The sequence below is a fragment of the Glaciecola nitratireducens FR1064 genome (assembly GCF_000226565.1).
GTDB lineage: Bacteria > Pseudomonadota > Gammaproteobacteria > Enterobacterales > Alteromonadaceae > Glaciecola > Glaciecola nitratireducens.
Window position 1 is genome coordinate 288,995 of the sequence record NC_016041.1, and the last position, 23,134, is coordinate 312,128.

General features: G+C 42.8%; 22 protein-coding genes. 16 read left to right on the forward strand and 6 right to left on the reverse strand.

All coding sequences use genetic code 11. The features are described 5' to 3' along the window. Window positions 1-157 precede the first annotated feature (157 nt). From GNIT_RS01220 to GNIT_RS01270, 12 genes are all read left to right on the forward strand, one after another. Window positions 158-1,306: an NAD(P) transhydrogenase subunit alpha gene (locus GNIT_RS01220; RefSeq protein WP_014107288.1), complete on the forward strand. Its 1,149-nt coding sequence runs from the start codon at window positions 158-160 to the stop codon at window positions 1,304-1,306. Continuing rightward, a complete protein-coding gene (locus GNIT_RS01225; protein WP_014107289.1) occupies window positions 1,306-1,581 on the forward strand; it encodes an NAD(P) transhydrogenase subunit alpha part 2 in 276 nt (91 codons plus the stop codon). The genes GNIT_RS01220 and GNIT_RS01225 overlap by 1 nt, the downstream gene beginning before the upstream one ends. 9 nt (window positions 1,582-1,590) lie before the next feature. Beyond that, window positions 1,591-2,982, forward strand: coding sequence for an NAD(P)(+) transhydrogenase (Re/Si-specific) subunit beta (locus tag GNIT_RS01230; protein ID WP_014107290.1), 1,392 nt, complete (start codon window positions 1,591-1,593; stop codon window positions 2,980-2,982). A 198-nt stretch (window positions 2,983-3,180) separates the two neighbouring features. Further along, window positions 3,181-3,348 carry a hypothetical protein gene (locus GNIT_RS18145; RefSeq protein WP_014107292.1) on the forward strand — a complete coding sequence of 56 codons (168 nt, stop codon included), beginning with the start codon at window positions 3,181-3,183 and terminating at the stop codon, window positions 3,346-3,348. A 1-nt stretch (window position 3,349) separates the two neighbouring features. Further along, a complete protein-coding gene (locus GNIT_RS01235; protein WP_014107293.1) occupies window positions 3,350-4,216 on the forward strand; it encodes an ATP-grasp domain-containing protein in 867 nt (288 codons plus the stop codon). Between the two features lie 265 nt (window positions 4,217-4,481). Further along, complete coding sequence (locus tag GNIT_RS01240) at window positions 4,482-4,895, forward strand: hypothetical protein (RefSeq protein WP_014107294.1); 414 nt, start codon at window positions 4,482-4,484, stop codon at window positions 4,893-4,895. A 12-nt stretch (window positions 4,896-4,907) separates the two neighbouring features. Next, on the forward strand, window positions 4,908-5,219 hold the full coding sequence (locus GNIT_RS01245) for a helix-turn-helix domain-containing protein (RefSeq protein ID WP_014107295.1): 312 nt from the start codon (window positions 4,908-4,910) through the stop codon (window positions 5,217-5,219). 67 nt (window positions 5,220-5,286) lie between these two features. Beyond that, on the forward strand, window positions 5,287-6,321 hold the full coding sequence (locus tag GNIT_RS01250) for a 2-dehydropantoate 2-reductase (protein WP_014107296.1): 1,035 nt from the start codon (window positions 5,287-5,289) through the stop codon (window positions 6,319-6,321). Between the two features lie 845 nt (window positions 6,322-7,166). Continuing rightward, window positions 7,167-7,670 (forward strand): cyclic pyranopterin monophosphate synthase MoaC, encoded by a 504-nt coding sequence (gene moaC / locus GNIT_RS01255; protein ID WP_014107297.1) that lies wholly within the window; start codon window positions 7,167-7,169, stop codon window positions 7,668-7,670. Further along, complete coding sequence (gene moaD / locus GNIT_RS01260; RefSeq protein ID WP_014107298.1) at window positions 7,667-7,912, forward strand: molybdopterin converting factor subunit 1; 246 nt, start codon at window positions 7,667-7,669, stop codon at window positions 7,910-7,912. The genes moaC and moaD overlap by 4 nt, the downstream gene beginning before the upstream one ends. A gap of 54 nt (window positions 7,913-7,966) precedes the next feature. Continuing rightward, window positions 7,967-9,382, forward strand: a complete 1,416-nt coding sequence (locus tag GNIT_RS01265) for an NAD(P)-binding protein (RefSeq protein ID WP_014107299.1) — start codon at window positions 7,967-7,969, stop codon at window positions 9,380-9,382. Further along, on the forward strand, window positions 9,379-10,488 hold the full coding sequence (locus GNIT_RS01270) for a DUF2855 family protein (RefSeq protein ID WP_014107300.1): 1,110 nt from the start codon (window positions 9,379-9,381) through the stop codon (window positions 10,486-10,488). Before GNIT_RS01265 ends, GNIT_RS01270 begins: the two co-directional genes overlap by 4 nt. Before the next feature lie 25 nt (window positions 10,489-10,513). Here the strand turns inward: GNIT_RS01270 and GNIT_RS01275 are convergent, their stop codons facing one another. The 5 genes from GNIT_RS01275 to GNIT_RS01295 form a co-directional block, all read right to left on the reverse strand. Next, a complete protein-coding gene (locus GNIT_RS01275; protein WP_014107301.1) occupies window positions 10,514-11,971 on the reverse strand; it encodes a hypothetical protein in 1,458 nt (485 codons plus the stop codon). 290 nt (window positions 11,972-12,261) lie between these two features. After that, window positions 12,262-13,731 (reverse strand): DUF3300 domain-containing protein, encoded by a 1,470-nt coding sequence (locus GNIT_RS01280; protein WP_014107302.1) that lies wholly within the window; start codon window positions 13,729-13,731, stop codon window positions 12,262-12,264. A 105-nt stretch (window positions 13,732-13,836) separates the two neighbouring features. Continuing rightward, on the reverse strand, window positions 13,837-14,454 hold the full coding sequence (gene ribA, locus GNIT_RS01285; protein WP_014107303.1) for a GTP cyclohydrolase II: 618 nt from the start codon (window positions 14,452-14,454) through the stop codon (window positions 13,837-13,839). 65 nt (window positions 14,455-14,519) lie between these two features. Further along, on the reverse strand, window positions 14,520-17,447 hold the full coding sequence (locus tag GNIT_RS01290; protein ID WP_014107304.1) for an EAL domain-containing protein: 2,928 nt from the start codon (window positions 17,445-17,447) through the stop codon (window positions 14,520-14,522). A 194-nt stretch (window positions 17,448-17,641) separates the two neighbouring features. Beyond that, window positions 17,642-19,126: a protein adenylyltransferase SelO gene (locus tag GNIT_RS01295; RefSeq protein ID WP_014107305.1), complete on the reverse strand. Its 1,485-nt coding sequence runs from the start codon at window positions 19,124-19,126 to the stop codon at window positions 17,642-17,644. A gap of 61 nt (window positions 19,127-19,187) precedes the next feature. Here GNIT_RS01295 and GNIT_RS18230 point away from each other — a divergent pair, with 61 nt between their 5' ends. Continuing rightward, window positions 19,188-19,565 carry a c-type cytochrome gene (locus GNIT_RS18230; protein ID WP_014107306.1) on the forward strand — a complete coding sequence of 126 codons (378 nt, stop codon included), beginning with the start codon at window positions 19,188-19,190 and terminating at the stop codon, window positions 19,563-19,565. Window positions 19,566-19,760: 195 nt separating this feature from the next. Next, window positions 19,761-20,429 (forward strand): glutathione S-transferase family protein, encoded by a 669-nt coding sequence (locus GNIT_RS01305; RefSeq protein ID WP_014107307.1) that lies wholly within the window; start codon window positions 19,761-19,763, stop codon window positions 20,427-20,429. Here GNIT_RS01305 and recQ read toward each other — a convergent pair. After that, the gene (gene recQ / locus GNIT_RS01310) at window positions 20,426-22,249 is read right to left on the reverse strand and encodes a DNA helicase RecQ (RefSeq protein ID WP_041246550.1); all 1,824 of its coding nucleotides are present in this window, start codon (window positions 22,247-22,249) and stop codon (window positions 20,426-20,428) included. The two genes, GNIT_RS01305 and recQ, sit on opposite strands and share 4 nt — an antisense overlap. Window positions 22,250-22,461: 212 nt before the next feature. On the opposite strand from recQ, the gene GNIT_RS01315 reads away from it, so the two are divergent. Both GNIT_RS01315 and GNIT_RS01320 read left to right on the forward strand, forming a co-directional pair. Then, window positions 22,462-22,707, forward strand: a complete 246-nt coding sequence (locus tag GNIT_RS01315; RefSeq protein WP_014107309.1) for a prevent-host-death family protein — start codon at window positions 22,462-22,464, stop codon at window positions 22,705-22,707. 9 nt (window positions 22,708-22,716) lie between these two features. Next, entirely contained in the window at window positions 22,717-23,130 is a 414-nt protein-coding gene (locus GNIT_RS01320; protein ID WP_014107310.1) for a type II toxin-antitoxin system VapC family toxin, read from the forward strand. Window positions 23,131-23,134 lie beyond the last annotated feature (4 nt).

Sequence of the window (23,134 nt, forward strand, 5' to 3'; positions counted from 1 at the left end):
ACAAACAATGCCTGTATGAATGATGAGTATATAAATAAAGAGAGGGAGTTTTAAAGCAGAACATGCATACTGGTATTGTTGCTTTATTCAACTAATGACTTACTTCACCTGAACATTGCAGCAAAACTCAACCTGATCAAGCTAACAAGGAGGCGAAATGAGCACAATCGTGTTTGTCGCGGAGCAAGTGAAGAATGAACGTCGCTGCAGTTTACTTCCAATCAATGTGAAAGCATATGTAAAACTCGGTGCCACAATTTTAGTCGAATCTGGGATTGGAAAAACGATCAATATTGACGATTCAGAATATGCTGAAGCGGGTGCGATCGTTGAGTCCAATCGGGACTCTTTGCTGGCGAAAGCTGACTTGCTGATGTCTATTCATCCATTGCAAAAAATAGAGCTGGAAAAAACCAAAACAACGGTTTGCTGCATTAGCTTTTTAGATCCCTTCAATGCCCATGAGCACATCAAGTGGCTTCAGCAGTCTGGGCGCTCGGCACTCAGTGTTGAAATGATACCGCGCAGCAGTCGCTGCCAAAAAATGGATGCGCTAAGCTCACAAGCCAGCTTAGCGGGCTATGTAATGATGGCAAAAGCGATGTCCGCGCTACCTCGAGTTTTTCCTATGATGATGACGCCTGCGGGCACATTAAAACCTTCAAAAGTATTTGTCATTGGCGCAGGTGTCGCTGGTCTGCAAGCAGTCGCGACTGCTAAGCGCCTCGGTGCTGCTGTAACTGCATACGATACTCGTGAAGTCGTAGCAGAGCAGGTGCGTTCTCTTGGCGCTAAATTTTTAGCCATTGATATTGGTGAGACAGGCCAAAATGAACAAGGCTATGCAAATGCACTTACGCCCGAGCAAATAGATATTCAGCAACAAGCACAAGCTGATTGCATTGCCAATTCAGATGTCGTGATCACGACCGCACAGTTATTTGGTAGGAAACCACCGCTGCTGATCAAAAAAGACGTGATTGCGAAAATGAAGCCAGGTAGCGTCATTGTCGATATGGCAGCTGAAAACGGCGGAAATGTAGAGGGTAGCGTAGCAGGAAAAGTTGTTACTGTTGAGGGTGTGACCGTTATTGGAACTGGAAACTGGGCGAGCGAAGTAGCCTTAGACGCAAGTCAAATGTATGCCAATAACTTACAAGCACTGCTTCTCGAGTTTTGGGATGCTGAAAGTAAAAAAATCTTACTGAATTTGGAAGACGATATTTTAAAGACTGCACTAATTACTCATGAAGGTGAGCTAATTAATCCAACCATCAAAGCGTTATTGACGAAGGAGAGCGAGTAATGTCATTTATTTACCTTTCAATGATTTTAATGTTAGCAATATTCTTAGGTTTTGAGCTTATTCGTAAAGTGCCTGCCACGCTTCATACGCCGCTGATGAGTGGTGCAAACGCAGTTTCAGGTATTACCTTGATTGGCGCAATTGCTTATTCTGGAAATGAAAATCTCTTGCTCGCGCAAATCCTTGGCAGTGTTTCGGTTTTTCTAGCAACGATTAACGTCGTTGGTGGTTATATGGTTACCGATCGAATGCTTGCTATGTTCAAACGTAAGTAGGGAGTTGATATGTTAAATACGGAATTTATTATCAATGCCGTTTACGTGCTGAGCGCCGCATTGTTCATTTTAGGTCTGAAATTACTTAGCCATCCTTTAACTGCTCGTCGCGGGAATAAGCTTTCGGCAATGGGCATGTTAGTGGCGATTTGCGTAACGTTGATTGACCAAAACATCTTGGCCTATGAATGGATTTTAGTGGCGATAGTAGCGGGCAGTGCAGTAGGTGCGCTAATAGCGAAAAAAGTTGCGTTAACAGAAATGCCGGAAATGGTGTCACTGCTTAATGGTGTTGGTGGCATGGCGAGTTTGCTTGTAGCCTTAGCCATGGTAGAAGCGGATTCAGCAATTGAAAGCTACTTGCTTGTTATTGTTTTGCTAGCGATCGCAATCGGTGGTATCACTTTCTCTGGCAGTGTGATTGCATGGGCGAAGCTTAGTGGCAAAGTTGCAAAGCTAATCAGCAGCGGTTCAACGGTTTTTGCTGGTCAAGCTGTGGTGAACATTCTTATCGTGATAGGAATTGTTATCCTCGGTATTTTGGTTGTTGTTTACCCCCAAGCAGCAAACAGCGCTATATACCTCTATTCTTTTGTCACACTTTGTATTGTTTTAGGCGTCATGTTGGTAATTCCAATTGGCGGTGCAGATATGCCGGTAGTGATATCGCTACTCAACAGTTATTCCGGTTTAGCAGCCTGTGCTGCGGGCTTAGCAATCGACAATAATCTGTTAATTGTTGCCGGTGCGCTAGTCGGTGCCAGCGGTATTATTCTAACGAGCGTTATGTGTAAGGCGATGAATCGTTCATTAACGAACGTTCTGTTTTCGGGCTTTCAAGCGGTTAGTACCTCAGAAATTAAAATTGAAGGCGAAGTTAAGCCGATGGCAGCCGACGATGCTTATTATGTATTAGAGGCCGCGCAGTCAGTGTTGGTTATTCCTGGCTACGGTATGGCGGTTGCTCAAGCTCAGCACGCCATGAAAGAGTTACAAGTGTTATTGGAAGAAAACGGTGCAGAAGTTGTTTATGGCATCCACCCAGTAGCAGGCCGCATGCCGGGTCACATGAACGTTCTCTTGGCTGAAGCGGATGTGTCTTACGAATTGCTGCTTGAAATGGACGACGTAAATGCTCGCATGGAGGGGTTTGATGTGGCTATTGTGATTGGTGCAAATGATGTGGTTAACCCTGCTGCAAGAGATATTGCTGGCAGTCCAATTTACGGTATGCCAATTATTAATGCGGATCGGGCGAAAAATGTGTTTATTCTGAAAAGGGGAATGGCGTCTGGTTTCGCTGGCGTCGAAAATCCACTGTTCTTTAAAGATAACGCTCGTATGATATTTGGTGACGCTAAAGACACTATTAATACCATCATTCGTCAATTTTCAGATTAACGGTAAAGGCTATGTTGTCAGAATGCGAACTAGCCTTGAACTGGTTGGTAGCGATAAGCAAAAAAGCATCACAATAAGTGGCGTGGATGGTCAATTTTTTGGTATCCTTCACGCCTTAGCTAGTTCGCTATCATTGTTTGCCTTTCAACAGGGAAACGCGGCTCTATGGAATAGAGTTTTTTAGTAAAAAGGGATCTTATGCATTTCAAACGCAATTTATGGTTAAGCATCGCGGGTGCAAGCATTATGATGGTAGCCGTTCTATTCGGTTCAAAAAATAGTGAAGCTAATTCAACCGTACAGCACAACTTACCGCAGATAAAACAGTTAAAACTTCAAAATGAGTCCGAACACACCAAGGGATAAAATGCGCAAAGTTGCTATTCTAACGACTGATAAACTAGAAGATTTTTTTGTCTATGATCGTATGTTAGAGGCTCCGTTGAGAAAGCTGGGTTGGGAATCAATAGAGGTTTCTTGGCACGCAAAAAATCACAACTGGGACCAATATGACGCAATAGTGGTGCGCAGCACTTGGGACTATCAGGCACATTGCGATGATTTTCTCGGATGTTTACAAACTATCGAGAACTCATCTGCCCAGTTGTGCAATTCCTTATCGCTCATTAAGTGGAATATTTCAAAGCGTTATTTGAAGGAGCTTGAAGATAAAGGTGTTCCGATAATACCAACGCTTTGGCTTGATACATTGCAGGAGCAGCATTTCGCGGCGGCATTTGAGCAATTTGCCTGTGACGAAATAGTGATTAAGCCTTATATCAGCGCAAATGCCGATTTTACCTATCGTCTCACACCGGCCTCAGTGACAGAAAATTTATCCACTTTGAAACGAGATTTTAAAGACCGCTCAGCTATGTTACAGCCCTTCTTAACAAGTATTGTTGAGGAAGGAGAGTATTCACTCTTTTATTTTGATTCGCAATACAGCCACGCTATATGTAAGCAACCTGCTAAAGGCGACTTCAGAGTACAAGAAGAGCATGGTGGTCAACTAACAAGCATTGAACCGAGCGCAGAAATGTCTGCTCTTGGTGAACAAACGATTAATGCTTTACCCGAAGAAGCCTTGTATGCCAGAGTTGATATTGTGTCGCTTAACGGTGTATTAATGATTATTGAGGTAGAGCTAATCGAACCGAGCTTGTACTTCAACATGGACGATTCTTCACCTGACTTTTTCGCAAAGGTGTTTGCCGAAAAATTTGCCTGTTAAAGACGCTATAGCAGTCGTCGTTTGTGTTCTTTAGTTGTAACTCATCTACTATTAATAAAATTATTGTTCAGGCAGCCAGACCGCTTAGCGGTCAGTGGACCACAGATATTTAGGCAAGAAAAATGCCTTAAGCACCGCCAAATGCTCGTAGTGTTAGCACCTGACGCATAACTGTCGTATGACTCTGTCGTGACTGACGAGTAAGTGTCGTCGTCTCAACCTTAATTTAATGTCAGTCTTTGGTTGTCAACCAAGGAGAAATAAAATGACAGACAAAATAGTAAATAAGCAAATGACTCTAAAAGAAAAAGTGTTCCCATATTGGCGAACTAAGTTTATCAGCTACTTTGATATCGACAACAACACAATTAAGGTTGATATATCAACTCTGAACGCAAGAGAAAGCGTTTTTGTTGACAACGTTTTGGTGTCTAAGAAGCGAAACTGGGGCCAAAATTCGATACATAGCTTTTCGATTGATAATAAAAATTACGATATTGTGGTTGATATTAAAAGCTCGTTTAAGGGGCCAATAGACGTTTCATTAAAATCCGACGGGCACGTTATAGATGGCGATCACTGGGTATTTCCATCAGTACTTCCCGGGCTTGTTGTTGGCTTCTTATTTGCCCTCATTGGTTTCTCCTGCAGCGCCATTGTTTTCAATGCATTGTTATAGGGGCTGTTTGTAATGGATTTAAATTCAGCAACCATTCGAGAGATTAGAATTGATAGAGGTTGGACGCAACAACAGCTTGCTGACATCAGTAGTTTAAGTTTACGAACTATTCAACGAGTAGAAAGCCAAGGCTTGGGATCGTTAGAAACTAGCAAGTCTCTGGCAGCAGCATTCGAAATTGAACGAGATATATTGTTAAGTAAGAACACCACAATTGTCGAATCAGCAAGTTTGCCGCAAGCGGTAAATATTTACTTTCTCCTCTTTAGTTTTGCACTGGGCGCACTTATCGGCGCGCTGGTGCTTTGGCTTTTGGTACTATAATCTAGGGTTCGATATTTATTACGATGAAAAGCCGTCGTATTGGTTTAGTTTAAAAAAGGCAAAAAGTATGCAGCAGAAGATTGCAATAGTGGGTGCGGGTAGCGTTGGTTGTTTCCTAGGGGGCTGCCTGGCAGCAAATGATGTTGACGTCATTTTGATAGGCAGAGAGCGAATTCAAAAGCAACTGACTGACTATGGTTTACATGTAACTGACTGGAAGGGACGAGATGAGATCCTGACAATGGAGCAGCTGCAGTTCTGCGTATCTATGGACAGTATCGCTAGTGCAGATTACATATTACTCGCTGTAAAAAGCGGTGATACCGAATCAACGGCTGTATCTATTCTTGCTTGCGCAAAACCTTCGGCGGTCATCGTTAGTTTTCAAAATGGAACTAAAAATGTTGATGTGTTGAAGGCTGTGCTGCCCGATCATAAAGTAATCAAAGGCATGGTTCCGTTTAATGTCCTTAATAACGGAAAAGGTCAATTTCACTGTGGCACAGAGGGGAACTTGGCGATTGAGGCCAAAGACGGAGAATATCCCGATCTTGTCAATGCATTTAAACAAGCAAGTTTACCTCTTACACTGCACGATGATATTCAAGGGGTGCAGTGGGGAAAGCTGATTATGAACCTAAATAACTCAGTGAATGCGCTATCTGGAGTGCCTCTATTAGAGCAGATGAATAATCGAAACTATCGCTTAGTCATGACAAAAGTGATTGCAGAAGCGTTAGCGGTAATGAAAGTAGCGGGTATTAAACCTGCGAGAACAGGCAAGGTTGTGCCTAGTTTAATGCCTTATGTTTTAGCGCTGCCTAATTTCTTATTTAAACGAGTGGCTAGTGCAACGCTGAAAATAGATCCCAAAGCTCGTTCTTCGATGTACGAGGATTTCGTATTAAACCGTAAAACAGAAATTGACTTTTTGAATGGTGAAATTGTTAATCTTGCTAAACAATTCGGCATGACGGCGCCCGTAAACGAAAGTATTGTCAGCTTAGTCAAAGAAGCGGAACAAAAACAAAGCGGCTCTCCGATGCATAGCGCAGAGTTCTTGCAGAACGTGATAAAGAGCGCTAGTAAAGAGCGCCATTAATAAGGAGTAAGGCCGCGTTTTCCGCATTAATCGACTCTCTGCTCGATAAACGCGAGCCCATTCAATAGCTTGTGTCCTCGGCATAACTAGCAAGGTATTTGATGTTCGCGAGGGTTATTCACTTTAAATATATAGACGTTCATTTATGCAAAAAATTAAGTAATAAACAATAATTTTTTATGCGAATTTATTGCAAAGGAATCCGCTAATTGAGCTTTTAAATTTCGCCGATTGGACTATAGTTTAAGTATGACTGAAGTTGCTAAGAGTGAATCGATTCACTGACAAGTTGTGACTTAATGTCAACATCCCTGAGCTTTTGGAGCTTCCAAATGAAAGCGGTGGGATGAATGTTTACAGTCAACAATGAGGAGAAATTTAGCATAATAAGTACTGATAAAAAAACGGTAACCAAACCCGTTAATTCGGGAAACCTTGCCCTTCTTAAGGGCACACACGTTAGTGAATAAAAAGTTAACGTTTATGGAATATGATCAGCATGGAAATTAGCTGAACCCCCAGAAAACAAAAAGCCGGCTAATTCCGGCTTTTTGCTTTTTTGCTTTTAAATAAGCTGAAAGTTACCGCCTAGTGCTTTTATAATAAAATTCTCCGCGCCGATAAGTTACGAACATATTCCTTCATAAAATCAATGAACGATCGTACCATCTGTTGCGTGGTAAGCTGGCATCAAGCACATGGGGAATTCATAAATATAACACCCATTTAAGAGTAGCTTGAGAGCCCGACGGTAAAGAAAGCCTAAAGCAAAATAAAAGTATGCGAATAGGATGGGCAACTTAAAGGCTGCTCTGCTAACAAAGTAGTATGCTAATAGAGGTAGTATGGAGAACAAATTAATAAGTGAAGCCAAATTAACTCACGTTGATCAAAGCGGCCAAGCGAGTATGGTCGACGTTAGTGAGAAGACACCGAGCACAAGACGGGCAGTCGCGACAGGCTTTGTATCAATGACGCCTGCAACGCTTGGGCTCATTAAAGAAAATAGCGTTGCTAAAGGCGATGTTCTTGCTACAGCCAGGATCGCAGGCATTCAGGGGGCAAAACAATGTCCATCACTTATCCCACTATGTCATCCACTAATGTTGTCGAAAGTGGCCGTCGAATTTGACATTGACGAGGCGCATTCAAAGATTAACATTCGCTGTGAGTGTAAGCTAATAGGCAGCACTGGAGTGGAAATGGAGGCATTAACGGGCGTTTCTGTTGCGGCATTAACCATCTTTGATATGTGTAAAGCAGCTGATCCGAACATGGTCATAGGGGAAATAAAAGTGCTATCGAAAAAAGGTGGTAAAACAGGTGATTGGAAGCGAGGCGAATTATGATCAACATTCGATTTTTTGCTTTTCTGCGTGAACGCCTAGGAACCGATACGTTGGATTATGAGTTTACTGATGAAAAAACGGTATTGGATATCAAGCAAAAGCTCATTGCCCGGGGCGAACCGTGGACTTTACTCGCAGAACAAGATGTATTGATCGCGGTAAATCAGACCTTAACAAGCGAATCCTCACTGGTCAGTGATGGTGATGAGATCGCTTTTTTCCCTCCGGTTACTGGCGGCTAGCAGTTACGCCGAGTCAGTTGTTTGATATACGGATAAATAACAAAGAGAAATATAATGACGATGGAAACGCACACAACAGATTATCTTATTGTCGGCAGTGGCGCAGTTGGAATGGCCTTCGCTGATACGATATTGACCGAGACCGACGCCAATATTGTGATTATTGACAGACATCATAAGCCCGGCGGTCACTGGAATGTCGCTTATCCATTCGTCACCTTGCATCAACCTTCAGCCTTTTATGGTGTGAGCTCAAGAGAACTTAGTAAAGGTTGTAAAGACGAGGTAGGTCTCAATAAAGGTTTAAATGAGTTAGCAACAGGCGCTGAAGTCAGTGCTTATTTTGAAAACGTCATGCGCGAGCAGTTTTTGCCAACTGGACGCGTAAAATATTATCCAATGTGTGACTACAAAGGCAACGGCAACTTTGAGTCTATCTTAACCGGCCAAAAACATCACGTAGAGGTCAATAAGAAAATCGTTGACTGTACCTATTTAAAAACCACCGTTCCATCTACTCATAAACCCAATTTTACAGTCGCTGAGGGCGTGCAGTTTATGCCCTTAAATGATTTGCCGAAAATTCAGTCGCCGCCTGCCGGATATGTGATTGTAGGTGGCGGAAAGACGGGCATTGATGCAGTCTTGTTTCTACTTGAAAATGGTGCAAATCCTGATGATATTACATGGATAATGCCTCGTGATGCCTGGCTACTCGACCGTCAGAATACGCAACCAACGGAAGAGTTCTTTGCCAGTTCTATGGGGGCTCAAGCCAATCAAATGGAGGCGATTGCCAATTCAACGTCTATAAAAGACATGTTTTCTCGCTTAGAAGCCTCTGGCGTATTTTTACGAATAGATGAAAACGTGTGGCCAACTATGTTTCATGGAGCAACGATTAGCAAAATGGAGCTAGCTGAATTGCGTCGCGTTAGAAATGTAGTGAGAAAGGGGCGAGTGACTTCTATTTTAGCGAATAAAATCGTACTTGAAGAGGGCGAAATCGAGACCAGCGTAAAACACATTCATGTTGATTGTTCAGCAAGTGCGATAAGCAATTTAACCATCAAGCCAATTTTTTCTGAGGGTGTGATTACCCCGCAAACGGTGCGATCGTATCAGCCAGTATTTAGCGCAGCCTTCATTGCCCACGTTGAGGCAAGCTATCCAAATGATGAAGTAAAAAATAAGATTTGTAACGTTGTTCCTCTGCCTAATACCGATTTGGATTGGCTGCGACTGACAGCTGCCTTTTTAATGAATCAACACATTTGGTCGCAAGACCCTGACTTGAAAAAGTGGTTGTTAAACAATCGACTTGACGGTTTTAGTAAACTCGTTCGCGCAGTAAAAGAGGACGACATGGAAAAATTAATGATACTCAAGCGTATGCGCGATAATGGCAAGCCAGCGATGGCGAAGCTGCAAGGGTATTTAGCTGCAATACAACAAGGACAAACAGCATGAGTGAATTTCAAGTCAGTAAAAGTAACTATGTAAACTGTAGAATTGTCGATAGTGACCTTGCAAACAAAGCACTGGAAGAAGGTCAGGTACTCGTCAAAGTTGACAAATTTGCGCTCACCGCTAACAACATTACCTACGCTGTGGTTGCTGAGCAGATAGGGTATTGGCAGTTTTTTCCGCCACATGCAGACAGTGCGAATGTAAGTGAAGATTTATCAGCTTGGGGGGTTCTGCCGGTTTGGGGCTTTGCCGACGTCGTAAAATCGAACAGTGCCGATGTGTCGGTAGGAGAGCGCTTATTCGGCTACTTCCCGCCAGCAACTCACTTGGTCATGCATCCAACGAAAATCAGTGCCACTTCGTGGATTGATGGTTCTGAGCACCGAGCTGCGTTGCCAGTAGGCTACAATATTTATCGCAAAGTAGCGTCTGAACCAGGCTACAAAAAAGCACATGAAGACAATCGTATGTTGCTGTATCCACTGCATATTACATCGTTTGCTCTGTATGATTACTTTAAAAGCAATAATTGGTTCGGTGCAACTCAACTCGTGATGATAAGTGCTTCCAGTAAAACCAGCACCGGATTGGCGTATGGCGTAAAAAATGATGAAAACGCGCCGTCACAAGTTGCCCTAACATCCGAGCGTAATATGGCGATGGTAAAAAGCTTGGGCGTTTACGACTCAGCACTTTCGTATGAACAAATAGAGCAAATAGATGCCACCCAGCCAACGCTAATTGTTGATATGTCGGGGAATGGTCATGTGCTTAACGATTTGCACAAACATTTGGGTGACAACATGAAGTTTTGTTCGAATGTTGGCGTAACGCATTGGAAAGAAATGAAAACAGGCCCAGACTTCATCAAAGCTCGAAGTGAGTTTTTCTTTGCACCCTCGCAGCTTCAAAAGTGCATTAAAGAGTGGGGAATGGAAGGCTTTGAGCAGAAGAGCGGGAAGTATCTGGCACACTCATTTGCAAAAAGTCGTGAATGGTTGAAAATGACTGATGTTGATGGTTTGCAGGGGATGGCCGATATTTATCCCGATGTTTGTGAGGGTAAAATTGCACCTGAAGCGGGTCTAATAATTAGGATGCCTTAATGGTCGAAGCCTTAAGGCCAGTCGTCTACACCTGTTTCCACAAATTTTGTAGCTTTTTATATGCAAAAAAACTATATGGATTCCAATAGCTTGGGATGATTTCTATTTCCTTTCGCTCTTCAAAATTTGAAGACAGTTTGCGCAATATTTCTTGTAAACGAGCGGGATTAATTTTTTCCAACCTCTTTTTTGTTGTCGCAAAGTACAGGTTACTTTTCTTATCAATTGTAATCACTTGGCCGGAAGCGATAAAGGTTAAATTACGAGTCGCGGCTCGGCACGTTGGTACAAAAGGGTCTTCGGGATTGAGCCCGGTCACAATGGCATACTCATATCGGTCTGCGGCTTTTTTATCGTTATCTTTAGGAATATAGGTGATGCCATATCCTTGCGGGAAATGCCCGACAATCGAAAGTAGGCTGTCAGAGACAATCTTGCTGATAGCCTCGCGCTCGGCTGCTTTAGCGACTATTAACATTGCTTTCGGTAAATCAAAGAAGTTGTGGCTTTGTTTAGAAGAAAAAATGATTGATGCATATATTTGTGGCGCTTTGATTAAATTGCCCAATCCTAACTTGGGTTGGAGCGCGCTCTTTAAAAGCGTGCGAACAAAGTTCAATCGTTGGTTCTCATTCTTTCCAAATTCGCTTCTTTCTTCTTTACTGTTTCCCACGTAAGAGTCAACACCTAGGCCAAAAGTAATAAAATTAAGTGTCTGTTCATGGTTTATCCTAAGAAGAGACAGGCGCTCTTCTTTCTCTAATAGCCTAAACTCGTCGAGTGTTCCATCCTTGCCCTTTAAAATAAGCTGTGCTTTTGGATGCAGCGAACCTATATCTTGAAACAGTGAAGACATGATGACCGGAATGGCTACTTCTCGCTGGAAAAGCGATAAGGCCCCGACTTTTTCTGGATAACGGCTATCAGCGTGGTAGCGATCTTGAATATATTGAGTGTTTATTTGCCCATCGTTGAGTAGTTTATCCAGCAATCTAATTGCCAAAACACTTCTATAAATGGGCTTCAACCTTTGATTTTGAATCGGACGATTTACGCCTTCTCCTGGTGAAAGCAATTGTAAAGTACCGAGTAATTTTGCGCTGTTAACTTGGGTTTTTTGCCAGTTTTCAGCTTCAGAAAGAACAAGTAACTGAGAGACCACGGCCAAAACTTTATGCAACCTTTGAATGCGTTTGTCTTCCTCACTCGCGTAGTCTTTTTTTAATGTTCGTAGAGCAACGCTTAATTTTTTCGCTATTGTTACTTTATTTTTTGCATCGGCAGATTGCCAAGACTCTTCTAACGCTCTTATTTGCTTCTGCTGCTCGAAATACAGATCGTTCCCGTCAGCTTTATCAGAACTTTCGAAATAAAGCTTTGCCTGCTCAAATATAGAGTCTTGTAGCGTTGTGCTACTTTCAACATCTTTAACCAAATTTGAAACCGATTTTGTATAGGAAGATTCACCCATGGGGCCGTGCATAAGTGTTACCCAACATTAATCGCATAAAATAAAGCCATAGTATAAGCTAATTTTTGAATTTTATAAGGTATGCTTTGCTGCTATTTAACGACAAAGTCTATACCTATTAAATGCTGCATGGCTGGCTGTTTACGTCATCTAGAAAAAACGCCTATATAAAGCTTAATCAGATTAGTACCCGTAATCTTAACTTCATATAGGCGTGTGCGACAAACTTCTCCGACTGCCTTATCAGCTGGTCTTCGAGTTGCCGCAAAACTGCGGCGCTTTTGCGTTGCCGATTTCTATCGCTATTCTTTAGAACGTTTTATTGTTTTTGTTCTTTGTATTTTTTGACGCTGTGGTCTCGCCACCTCACGCTGCTGCTTCGACACTTGACGCTTTGGTCTCGAAATATCACGGTTTGGCTGAGATAGCTCACGTTGAGGGCGGGAAACCTCGCGTTGAGACTGCACTTTGCGTTCAAATCGTTCTTGTTTTACCAACGTTTTTCTTTCCTGCTTAACAGCATTGACCGGATTAAGCCCTCTGTCCTTTCGCTGAATTTCGGTCTTTTCAATTGGCCTAGGCTGGCGAACAACGGACTTATCTAACTGTCGCTGCAGCTTCTGCTTTTGCTCACCCTTGTCTTTCGGGTTTGAAAGCTGACGCTTTGAATCTGGCGTGCTGCGGATAAATTTCCTTTCCGACTTTCTATCTTCGTGTTGAACCTTGGCAAACTCGCTTTGCTTATTGCTTACCCAAGCGTTGCGTTTGTAAGCACTATGCGTTGATTTATTGCCCGCATACTTTTGACGCTCAGTATGGCGAGTATCCGGCTTTGCTGGCGTCCAACGTTGGTATTCTTTATGCTGTACACGCTTATAATGCGTATTTCTATAGCTGTAGCTACGCGCCTTGCGATAGGACCAATCACGATTTATTGAAACGTGGTGGTGGTTACTCCAAAATATCCCACCGAATAACAAACGAGTGCCTATATATGCGCCTGGTGTAAAGTAAACATTATTATGACGGTAGTGGCGCGCATAGTAGGGTCTTGACCAGCGGTAAGAGCTTGCTACATGCCAGCTAGGTCCGTAAATGAAATCCACGTCATAGTAAGGTACGTAGACGATGTCATGACGGCGAGGCTGAATAACAATAACGCGAGTTTCTTGCTCACGTTCAACGACAACTTCTAGCTGCTCATCGTTTTGTAAGTTGCCCTGATCGTAGGCCATTTCACGCAGTTTTTGTACACGGCCTAAAACCAGTTCTTGGTCCTGGGTGAACGCGTCGCCTAGATCACTTAACCAGCCTAAGTCGTCGCTCATATTGTTCAAAATGTCTGGAAAAGCGGTCAACGCAACGACAGAAGCATCCCAACCATAGTCCAAAGCGTCATCTTGTATTGCTTCAATGGTACTTTGGTCGAGGCCATTTTTTTCATAGTCATCCAGATTAAATTTTGGATGTTGCTGAATAAATCGGGCCGCTTCAATGACTTCTAACGGATAGGTAGAAGCAATTAAAATATGGGTTAATAATGAATCAGGGTAAAGCGCGATTGGCGCTAAGGCTGCATCAATTTGGTCATACTCGCTTTGAGATTGACTCTTTTGAAAACCGTACACTTTGTTTGATTGCAATGAGGTCGCTTGAGCATAATGCATGCCCATTGTTAACGACACAGTTAACAACGCGGTATAGCCAAGTGCTTTTAGAACACTAGCTGATAATTTTACTTTGCTTGTTGTTACTTTTTGATTCGTATTCATAACGATATCCTCCTGCTTGGATACCCTTAGTTATACGCTAAGTAAACTTAACTGAAACTGAACGTAACTGAATTTGATTTAAAAAAATTGAAGCAAAAAACGCAGCTACTTTAAGTGGTCGGTATTAAAGGTATGGCCTAACTTCTCAGTTTTGGTTTTAAGATAGCCTTTATTAGCATCGGTGATACCGTGGTCAATTGGCATGCGCCGCACAACATCAATACCCATATCTTTAAGTGCTTTGACCTTTTTGGGGTTGTTTGTCATGAGCTCTACACGTTTTACGTTCAGCGTGTCGAGCATCGTTTTGCAAATGCTGTAGTCGCGAATGTCGGCATCAAAGCCAAGATGCTCATTCGCTTCAACGGTGTCGTAGCCTTCATCTTGCAGACTATACGCCTTAATTTTATTCAATAGGCCGATACCTCGACCTTCTTGGCGTAAATAAAGCAAAACACCGCAGCCATTGGCAACGATATTTTGTAAGGCTCTCTCTAATTGAAAGCCACAGTCACATTTAATACTAAACAGTGCGTCACCCGTTAAACATTCAGAGTGAATGCGAATAGGAACGACGTCGTCTTCAGCCCATTCGCCATATGACAAAGCAACATGCTCTTGATTGTTAGAGGTATCTACAAAGCCATGAATGACAAACTGCCCAAAGCGAGTGGGAAGTTTTGCGCGACTGACAAATTCAAATGAAGTGTATGGATTACTCATATTGCTAGCTGTTTGACCTCAAAGTAAGCGATATTTGGGGATGAATTTCGATTTTCCAACAGTGCTTATTCTGTTGAATCGCTATTATACGACACAAACTCGATTAAAGGTGCAGGTTCTGCAATACAATATCCCTGTGCGAAGTCTACTCCCATTTTTCCGAGTTGTACCATAATGTCATCCGACTCAACAAACTCTGCGACAGTCTTAATGGACATTGCTTTGGCGACGTCTCGAATAGAGGTCACCATGGCGAGGTCAATAGGGTCCGTTAAAATATCGCGAATGAAATTACCATCAATTTTGACATAGTCGACCGATAAATTTTTCAGGTAGCCATAGCTTGAGAAACCCGTGCCAAAGTCGTCAAGTGCAAAGGTGCAGCCCAAACGTTTAAATTGTTTAATGAATCCAATGGCATCGTTCATTTTGATGATGGCCATTGTTTCTGTAATTTCGAAACATATTTTGTTGTGTGGAATGTGATATTTTTCAAACGCATTGAGTAAGAAGAATGGAAAGTCTTCGTCCGATAGCGACGGCCCCGTGATGTTGATATTACACTTAGCCAATTTATCCATAAACTCGGCGTTCGTGTTCAACCATTTGAAATAACTCTCTATTACCCATCTGTCTATCTTGTTGCTTAAATTGTACCTCTCTGCCGCAGGCATAAAGAATTCAGGCGCGACTAACTCACCGTCTTGTGTTCTGAGGCGGATCAGAATTTCGTAATAATCGCAGGCATCAGATTTATTGAGTGGACGGTAATGCTGAAAGTACAGTTCAAAGGAATCGTCTTTTAGTGCTCGGTTTACCTCATTAACCCAATGAAGTTCGCGTTCGTAGTTATTTTTAATCCCCATCTCTTTAGAGAATTCATGTACTTTATCGCGGCCACTTTCTTTAGCTACAATGCAAGCCGTGTCTGCAAAACTAAGTAGCTCTTCAGCGCTAACGGTGTTCAATTCGTGTTTAGCTATACCAATACTTACGCTCTGGTTGAAGCGATGACGATCCCATTTAAATTCGAACTTACGTACTTTTGATAAGATCTTCTGAGTCACGTCTTGAATTATTCTGTCATCTTGATAGTCAACAATTAAACCGAATTCATCTGCACTCAGGCGAGCAAAAATTGCTCCTGGCTCACATTCGTCATAAATTTCATGCGCCAGCTCCTTAATGAAAACGTCTCCCGCAGTGTGGCCACAGGTATCGTTAATGATTTTAAATTGGTCTACGTCAATGTAAAACAAGGCGAACTTGGCATCATCAACGTTACTTTGCGTGATTTTTTCATTTAACAACTGTACGAAGTGTCGACGGTTATGCAAGCCTGTTAATTGGTCGTGCGTATTCAAATATTGCAGGTTGATTTGATTGACTCTACGCTCAGTAATATCAAATATGCTGCCGTAATGCTGAGCTTCTGATTTTGATTTTACAAGCTGGCTTGAAATTGAAAACCAGAATTCTCTACCATCAGCTCGCTTCCCTTTAAATTCTCTTCCTAGCACGGTTTGTTGCGTCGACAATTCGCCCAACAATAAGTCGGTTTGATTAGGATCTGAAAATAAATCATGAACCTTGTGAATTGTATTGAGCAGCTTTGATTCCGACTCAAATCCAAAAAGCGAGGTGAACGCTGGGTTTACTCGCAATAATGTGCCATCGGACTTAGCTGCATACAAACCTTCGGCAGCATGAGTAAATACATCGGCAAAGTTCTCAAGGTTGCGGATGATGCTGGCTTGTTCACTTTCTTGTCGAAATACCAGTGAATGTTCACGACTAATAATGGCAACACCAATTAGCATGATGCCAAAGCAAGTAAAGGCGAAGGGTAAGGCCGCCGAATAGCTTAAATGACTTGCCCCTTGCGTGAACGACAGTACTTCTAATACGGCCACTAACCCGAGTGCAACCCAGCCGCAAAAGTAGATAACGGTGCTACGCATATCAATTTTAGAGCGATAGATAAGGGTGGCAAAAAGCTTACTCACGAGAAAGGCAATGATGATGCTCAGTATAGAAATTAGCTGCCAAAAGTCGTTATATAAAAACAAGGTAACGATAGGAACTAATAGCAATATGTAATGCGCTCGCAACCAGACTGGAGACACTGGGACAAATATATCCCTACCAATCTTTATCGCCGCAAATAAACTGATAGTAAGACTTATGGCGGTGATCTCGGCAGCAAAGCCGGGGAGCATGAACAAACTAGGTAGAATGCCCTCAGCACTGAGCAATGTGGTCATCGAAGCAACCGCAAAGATCGCAAACCAAAATCGTGCAGGAGCATTTTTGAGCATGTAAGTGATTAAAAAGTAGGTGGCTAACAGAGACAAACCGCCACTCAGTGCGCCAAGTAAGATGAGCCGGACACTGCTTTGCTGTTCAAAGCTTGTTTGATCCCATAATTCAACTGGCAGCATAGCGGGACCATCGTCACGTATTCGCAAATACACGCTTAGTAATTGTTCGGGGCGCGACGTAATCGCCATGCTAAAACCCTGGAGGCCACTGGAGCTGGCATCCGGGGTAGTATTCGGGCTAGCGTTATTGCGTTGAATCGATTGAATAATTCGACCCTGATCATCAAGAAGAAAGCCGTCTACCCGATCGATAAACGTGTTCCCCACAATAAGCATAAGAGGAATATTAGTATTGCTCGTATTTTCAATTTGAAAGCGGATCCACAGCGCTTTGTCTTCAGGGATCGGGTTTAGCGAAAAGTCGCGTTGCCACTGCGTCAATTGAACAACATCCGAGAGCAACAAGCCTTGGCTGGTGTAATGCAGACTGGCAATATTTTGCAGATTAATTGAAGGGAGAATGTTTTTGGCGTCAACAACACTGGTGAATTCGTCAGTATTGCTTGCTAGCTCAAGAGGCTGCTCTTGACTGAAAGCCTTTTGTGGCAGAGCGCTCCCTGCTAAAAGCAGCCCAATAAATATATACAGAACAAATGTTGCCTTCAAATTCATAATGTCCTTTTGCAAACTGAGCGAAACTTTACACGCTGACTAAACCACAGCATTTATAAATTAGCCTGTCGTGACTTCGCATCCTCAAGCAGCTGATATCAATAGCGTAATCTTCAATTACAATAGCAATCTATCGTTTCGATAGTAAGCGATAATTGCGCCGTGATACGAAAATATCAACAAGCCTTACAAACTTAACTGCTGCACGACAGCGCAATGCCTTTGTCCTGACTAGCCGGTGGTTTGGAGAAACGCGCTAAGTCAGGGTGCTCATCAAAGGGTGACGTCAATACTTTAAGATATGCTTCGCACAGAGAAAAGTCATCTTGCTCAGCTGCTGCAATCACCTCTTGTGCTAAATGGTTACGTAATACATATTTGGGATTAACCCTCAGCATTTTTTGTTGAACCTCAACCCAAGTGCTGTTTGAAAGAGATAGTAGGTTTTGTTGTAATTCATGATAATTGACGCACCACTGGCGAACTCTATCAGCGTTTATAAAGTTATCGGCAATACTTTTGAAATCAAGGGATTCAATCGATAGTAATTGTTCACTCAGTATCCTGAACGATTGGTGGAAGTCCGCTTTTTCATCTTTCAGAATATTCATCCATTCGCCAATTAGGAGATCAATTTCAGAAACTAACTGTGGGTCACTAATTTGATGCTCGCGGAGTCCTAAACGCTGTTTCATCAACCTTTGATACTCTGTAATTAAGGTCACTTCGTATGTCATTAACACAGATTTTAATTCTTCTATCTCCATAAATGGTGTGAACGCATGCGCCAACGCATTTAAATTCCACAGCCCAATACTCGGCTGTTGGTCAAACGCGTAGCGTCCTGAGTGATCGGAGCGATTACATATATATTCGGGGATAAAATCGTCTAAGAAAGCATAAGGGCCATAGTCAAAAGTGATGCCATGAATCGACATGTTATCGGTATTCATAACGCCGTGATTAAAACCATAGGCCTGCCACTTAGCAATCATCAACGCGGTGCTGGTAACAACGCTCTGAAACATCTCTTTATGTGGCGTGCTGCTATCTAAACACTGGGGAAAGTGATGTTTAAATGAATAGTTAAATAGTGCCTCAAGCTGCTGTGGCTGATTACTGTGATGGAAATACTCAAAGTGCCCAAATCTGATGTGACTTTTGCAGGTTCTAATCATCATTGCGCCGCGCTCAATTTGTTCGCGCTGAACGGGTTCTTTACTGGTCAGTAAGCACAAGGAACGGCTGCTGGGAATACCCAGAGCATGCAGGGCTTCGCCTGCTAAATATTCGCGTATTGTTGAACGCAATACCGCTCTTCCATCTGCATGGCGACTATAAGGTGTTGGCCCTGCGCCTTTTAAATGTAAATCCCAAAAGGAGCCGCTTGGTGCTTTAATTTCGCCGAGCAATAAGCCACGGCCATCTCCTAAATTTGGGTTCCACTGACCAAATTGGTGACCGCCATATTTTTGTGCAATGCTATTTTCTTGAAGAGTGCCACTTTCGCTAAACAAGGCCATAAGTAATGCGTCAGTCTCTAGCTCGTCGGAGCCTATACCGAGTTCGGCGCTTAGCGCTTCGTTGCGCATGACAACTCGTGCCTGTGTTACGGGAAATGGTTTAACTTGACTGCTGATTGCACTGAGTTCAGTGGCATAATTGTGAAAAAGTTGCATGCTATCTCGTTTGAATTAGTATGATGGGATTATACGTTAATTTTGTGTAAAGGAATCAGTAATGAAAAAAATAACGAATAGGAGAACGAAAATAAGGACGACAAGGATAACCTTAAATAAAAGACTTGTCGCATTATTCACTTTTTCTGTAATTAGTTTGTCGGCATGCGCAGAAACAGTGCTGCAAGGAGATATAGAACGAGGCAAAGAGATGTCCGGAGTTTGCGGTATGTGTCACGGCGATAATGGCATATCACTGATCCCAATTTATCCAAATTTAGCCGGCCAAAAAGAACAGTATTTAGTGCTTCAATTGAAAGCATTTCGCAGTGGCGAGCGAGTAAACATGGCAATGACCTCACACGCACAAAAACTCACCGATCAAGATATTGCTGACCTCTCAGCCTATTATGCGCAGCTGGATCCAAAACCTGAATAAAACTAATTTAAATCTAAATTCTTTGGCACAGAGTATCTAAACAAACTCATGGCAATAAAACTGAGCTTGAGAGAGCGAACCTTTTTATTACTGAGCTTAGTTACTTGGCCGTCACCCAGGATTTTTCAGAAGGTTTTTTAATTGCAGCAAAGCATGCAATTAGTGCAATAGCGGATTAACGCTCAAGGAAATAACATGTTTCAGTTACATCATTTGAATCAGTCACGTTCGCAGCGCATCGTTTGGATGTTGGAAGCCGTTGGCGCAGAATACGACATCAAGGTTTACAAGCGTGATGCTAAAACGAATTTAGCTCCCCCCGAATTGAGAGAAATACACCCACTAGGCCGCGCGCCAGTCATAACACACAATGGCAAGGTCATTGCGGAATCGGGTGCGATTTGCGATTACATTGCAAGACAGTTTCCAGAATCCGGCATGCTGCCTGATCCAAGCCTAGACAGTTTTAATGACGTGCAGTTTTGGTCACATTATGCTGAGGGTAGCTTGATGCCATCCTTAGTGACCAGTATGGTGCTCGAAAAGGCGAGGGCGAAAGTCAGCCCATTTTTTATCAAATTTATAGCCGATAAGATAATTGATGGCGTAATGGATGCGTACTTCGGTAAACACATTAAAGATAACTTGATGTTCATTGAAGGTCACTTGGCGAATAATAAGTGGTTTGTTGGTGATACACCGACACTTGCCGATGTGCAAATGAGTTTTGGCTTAGAGGCATTGTTTGACGGTGGAAAGTTGAAGCCTTTTAAATACATGACTGCCTACGTGCAGCAGCTCAGAAATCTTGACAGCCACAGAACGGCTATGGCAAAAATGAAAGACGCCGAAGCTAATGCCTAACGCGTTGCTAGATAGTCCTCGATAAGCGATATAAAAGCCATTCCATAGCGCTCTAGCTTGGTCTGGCCGACGCCTGTGACCCCGATAAACTGCGTTTTATCCGTTGGCATTTTGTCCGTCATATCGGCGAGTGTCGCGTCACTGAAAATAACAAACGCAGGTACGTTTTCTTCTTCAGCAATCTGTTTTCTCAGATGTTTTAACTTCGCAAATAACTGCCGGTCTATATTCACCGGTTCTGCTTTATTACGTTTGCTTGTATCAACACTCAATTTAGGCACTGCTAATTGAACAATGCGTTCAGCCTTTAATACAGAGCGTGCAGACTCATTAATGCGTAAAATTCCCGACATTGTCATGTCAATTCGCAAGAGTCCTTGGTGAATTAATTGCTGAATAATGTTGTGCCAATAATTGTCGGATTGGTCTTTGCCAATTCCATAGGTGCTTAACTCATTATGCTTATTATCTAGTATCTTTCTGATGCTTTTACCACGCAGTACGTCAATAACATATTGCACTGAGGTGTCTTGTTTCAGACGATACACGCAAGACAAAATTTGTTGTGCTTGTGTTGTGCCTTCAAATACTTTCGGTGGGTCTAAGCAAATATCGCAGTTGCCACATTGTTCTTCACGATAGTCTGAAAAGTAGTTCAGCAACACTTGCCTTCTGCAGGTTTGCGCTTCGGCAAACGACTCCATGGCTTCAAATTTGTGCATTTCAATATCATAGCGGTCGGCTGCGGTGCCGGTAGAAATCCATTGCTTAATTCTAGCAGCGTCACGTTCGTCAAACAGTAAAAGCGCTTCAGCGGGCATACCGTCGCGACCGGCACGACCGGTTTCTTGATAATACGACTCAACGCTTCTAGGAACATCATGATGCACCACAAAGCGTACGTTGGATTTATTGATCCCCATGCCAAATGCAACGGTTGCAACCACTACCTGTAAATCGTCTTTCAGAAACTGGGTTTGCACAAATTCGCGAGTGGCTGTGTCATGACCTGCATGATAGGCGTCACATTTAATGCCAGCACTTTGTAAGCGCTGGGTCAGGTCGTCTACTTTTGCTCGGCTATTACAATAAACAATGCCCGCAGCACCTTCCTGTTGCTTCACGAATGTAACAACCTGCTCAAAGCCCTTATATTTGGCAAGCAAGTTGTATCTAATATTGGGGCGGTCGAAGCCGCCTTTGAAGACAAAAGGATTGTCTAACTGCAGTTGATGCTGAATATCAACTTGCGTGGCGTGATCCGCGGTTGCAGTGAGCGCAATAAAAGGAACGTTGTCAAAATGCGACTTCAAACGACCAAGCTGTCGATAGTCTTGTCTAAAATCGTGACCCCAATGTGAAACGCAGTGGGCTTCATCAACTGCAATTAAACTCACGTTAACGCGCTGCAGTGAATTTAAGAAATACGACTGTAAAAGTCTTTCAGGTGCAACGTACAGCAAATCTAACTCGCCGTTATAAAGCTGTTCAGTTATTTTTTGGGACTGTTCGGCGTCTTGCGATGAATTTAAGTAGGCTGCATTGACGCCTTGAGCGGTCAACTGTTGAACCTGATCTTGCATTAACGAGATTAGCGGAGACACGACAATGGTGATGCCTTCAAGCACTAATGCAGGCACCTGGTAACACAAGGATTTTCCGCCGCCGGTAGGCAGTAGAATTAACGTATCTTGCCCATTCAATACTTTGTCGATGACTTCCATTTGCCCTGGGCGAAACTCAGAGTAACCAAAGGTATCTTTTAATATTTTAGCGCATTGTTGGTTATGCTGACCTTCAGCCGATTTAGCCGTTGTCAGATCAGTTCCCGAGTTATCAGCGTCGGATACAGCATCAGGTTTTTCTGCAATTAGGCTCAATGTTTATCTCAGTCTACTTCAATTTTTGCATTTTACGCGTTTTTGACTCTGAATTCATGCTGTACTGGCAGACTATTTTACGACTGCTGGGTATTTGCACAATTTAAAAACTGTAGTAATGTAGTTACATGTACATAATATGAGCAAGCAAAATGAGCATAGATACTTTTACGAGCCGTCAATTCAATCAAGACCCAAGTTCTGTAAAGCGAGCAGCCAAAAAAGGCCCAGTGAAAATTACTGAGCGAGGTGTGGTTGCTTACATGATGATGAGCATTGAGGAATATTTAGAAATAAGCGGTAAAACCAGCACCATATGCGACTTGTTAAGTGCGCCGAACACGGTCGATATTGAATTGTCGGTGCCTAAATTTAAAACTACCGGTCACTCAGAATAAGGGGGCAGCATGTATTTACTCGATACCAGCGTTTTGTCGGCATTAAGAAATCCCAAAGAGGATGACGCAAAGCTCGTTGAATGGGCAGCTCAACAACAGGTTTTTAATTTATATATTTCATCCATTAGCGTGTTGGAATTGAAGCTCGCTATTTTGCAAAAAAGAAAAACCAATGCCAGTGAAGGTGAAGCACTAAATACTTGGCTACAAAAGCAAGTATTACAAGGTTTTAAAGGCCGCATTGTTGCATTTGATGGTGAAATGGCAGAGTATTGCGCCGCACTGCATGTACCGAATCCTAAGTCGGAACGGGATGCCATGATTGCAGCAACGTGTATCGTAAACAATATGAGTTTAGTGACACGTAATCCTTCAGACTACAAACATATAAAGATACACACTATTAATCCATGGGAAGCCTAGTTTT

Coding starts and splice junctions, on each gene's coding strand:
- GNIT_RS01240 (WP_014107294.1), top strand. CDS start 4,482: ATGACAGACAAAATAGTAAATAAGCAAATGACTCTAAAAGAAAAAGTG.
- moaC (WP_014107297.1), top strand. CDS start 7,167: ATGGAGAACAAATTAATAAGTGAAGCCAAATTAACTCACGTTGATCAA.
- GNIT_RS01320 (WP_014107310.1), top strand. CDS start 22,717: ATGTATTTACTCGATACCAGCGTTTTGTCGGCATTAAGAAATCCCAAA.
- GNIT_RS18145 (WP_014107292.1), top strand. CDS start 3,181: ATGCATTTCAAACGCAATTTATGGTTAAGCATCGCGGGTGCAAGCATT.
- GNIT_RS01290 (WP_014107304.1), bottom strand. CDS start 17,447: ATGAATTTGAAGGCAACATTTGTTCTGTATATATTTATTGGGCTGCTT.
- GNIT_RS01225 (WP_014107289.1), top strand. CDS start 1,306: ATGTCATTTATTTACCTTTCAATGATTTTAATGTTAGCAATATTCTTA.
- GNIT_RS01305 (WP_014107307.1), top strand. CDS start 19,761: ATGTTTCAGTTACATCATTTGAATCAGTCACGTTCGCAGCGCATCGTT.
- moaD (WP_014107298.1), top strand. CDS start 7,667: ATGATCAACATTCGATTTTTTGCTTTTCTGCGTGAACGCCTAGGAACC.
- GNIT_RS01245 (WP_014107295.1), top strand. CDS start 4,908: ATGGATTTAAATTCAGCAACCATTCGAGAGATTAGAATTGATAGAGGT.
- GNIT_RS01230 (WP_014107290.1), top strand. CDS start 1,591: ATGTTAAATACGGAATTTATTATCAATGCCGTTTACGTGCTGAGCGCC.
- GNIT_RS18230 (WP_014107306.1), top strand. CDS start 19,188: ATGAAAAAAATAACGAATAGGAGAACGAAAATAAGGACGACAAGGATA.
- GNIT_RS01265 (WP_014107299.1), top strand. CDS start 7,967: ATGACGATGGAAACGCACACAACAGATTATCTTATTGTCGGCAGTGGC.
- GNIT_RS01235 (WP_014107293.1), top strand. CDS start 3,350: ATGCGCAAAGTTGCTATTCTAACGACTGATAAACTAGAAGATTTTTTT.
- GNIT_RS01250 (WP_014107296.1), top strand. CDS start 5,287: ATGCAGCAGAAGATTGCAATAGTGGGTGCGGGTAGCGTTGGTTGTTTC.
- ribA (WP_014107303.1), bottom strand. CDS start 14,454: ATGAGTAATCCATACACTTCATTTGAATTTGTCAGTCGCGCAAAACTT.
- GNIT_RS01220 (WP_014107288.1), top strand. CDS start 158: ATGAGCACAATCGTGTTTGTCGCGGAGCAAGTGAAGAATGAACGTCGC.
- GNIT_RS01270 (WP_014107300.1), top strand. CDS start 9,379: ATGAGTGAATTTCAAGTCAGTAAAAGTAACTATGTAAACTGTAGAATT.
- GNIT_RS01275 (WP_014107301.1), bottom strand. CDS start 11,971: ATGCACGGCCCCATGGGTGAATCTTCCTATACAAAATCGGTTTCAAAT.
- GNIT_RS01315 (WP_014107309.1), top strand. CDS start 22,462: ATGAGCATAGATACTTTTACGAGCCGTCAATTCAATCAAGACCCAAGT.
- GNIT_RS01280 (WP_014107302.1), bottom strand. CDS start 13,731: ATGAATACGAATCAAAAAGTAACAACAAGCAAAGTAAAATTATCAGCT.
- GNIT_RS01295 (WP_014107305.1), bottom strand. CDS start 19,126: ATGCAACTTTTTCACAATTATGCCACTGAACTCAGTGCAATCAGCAGT.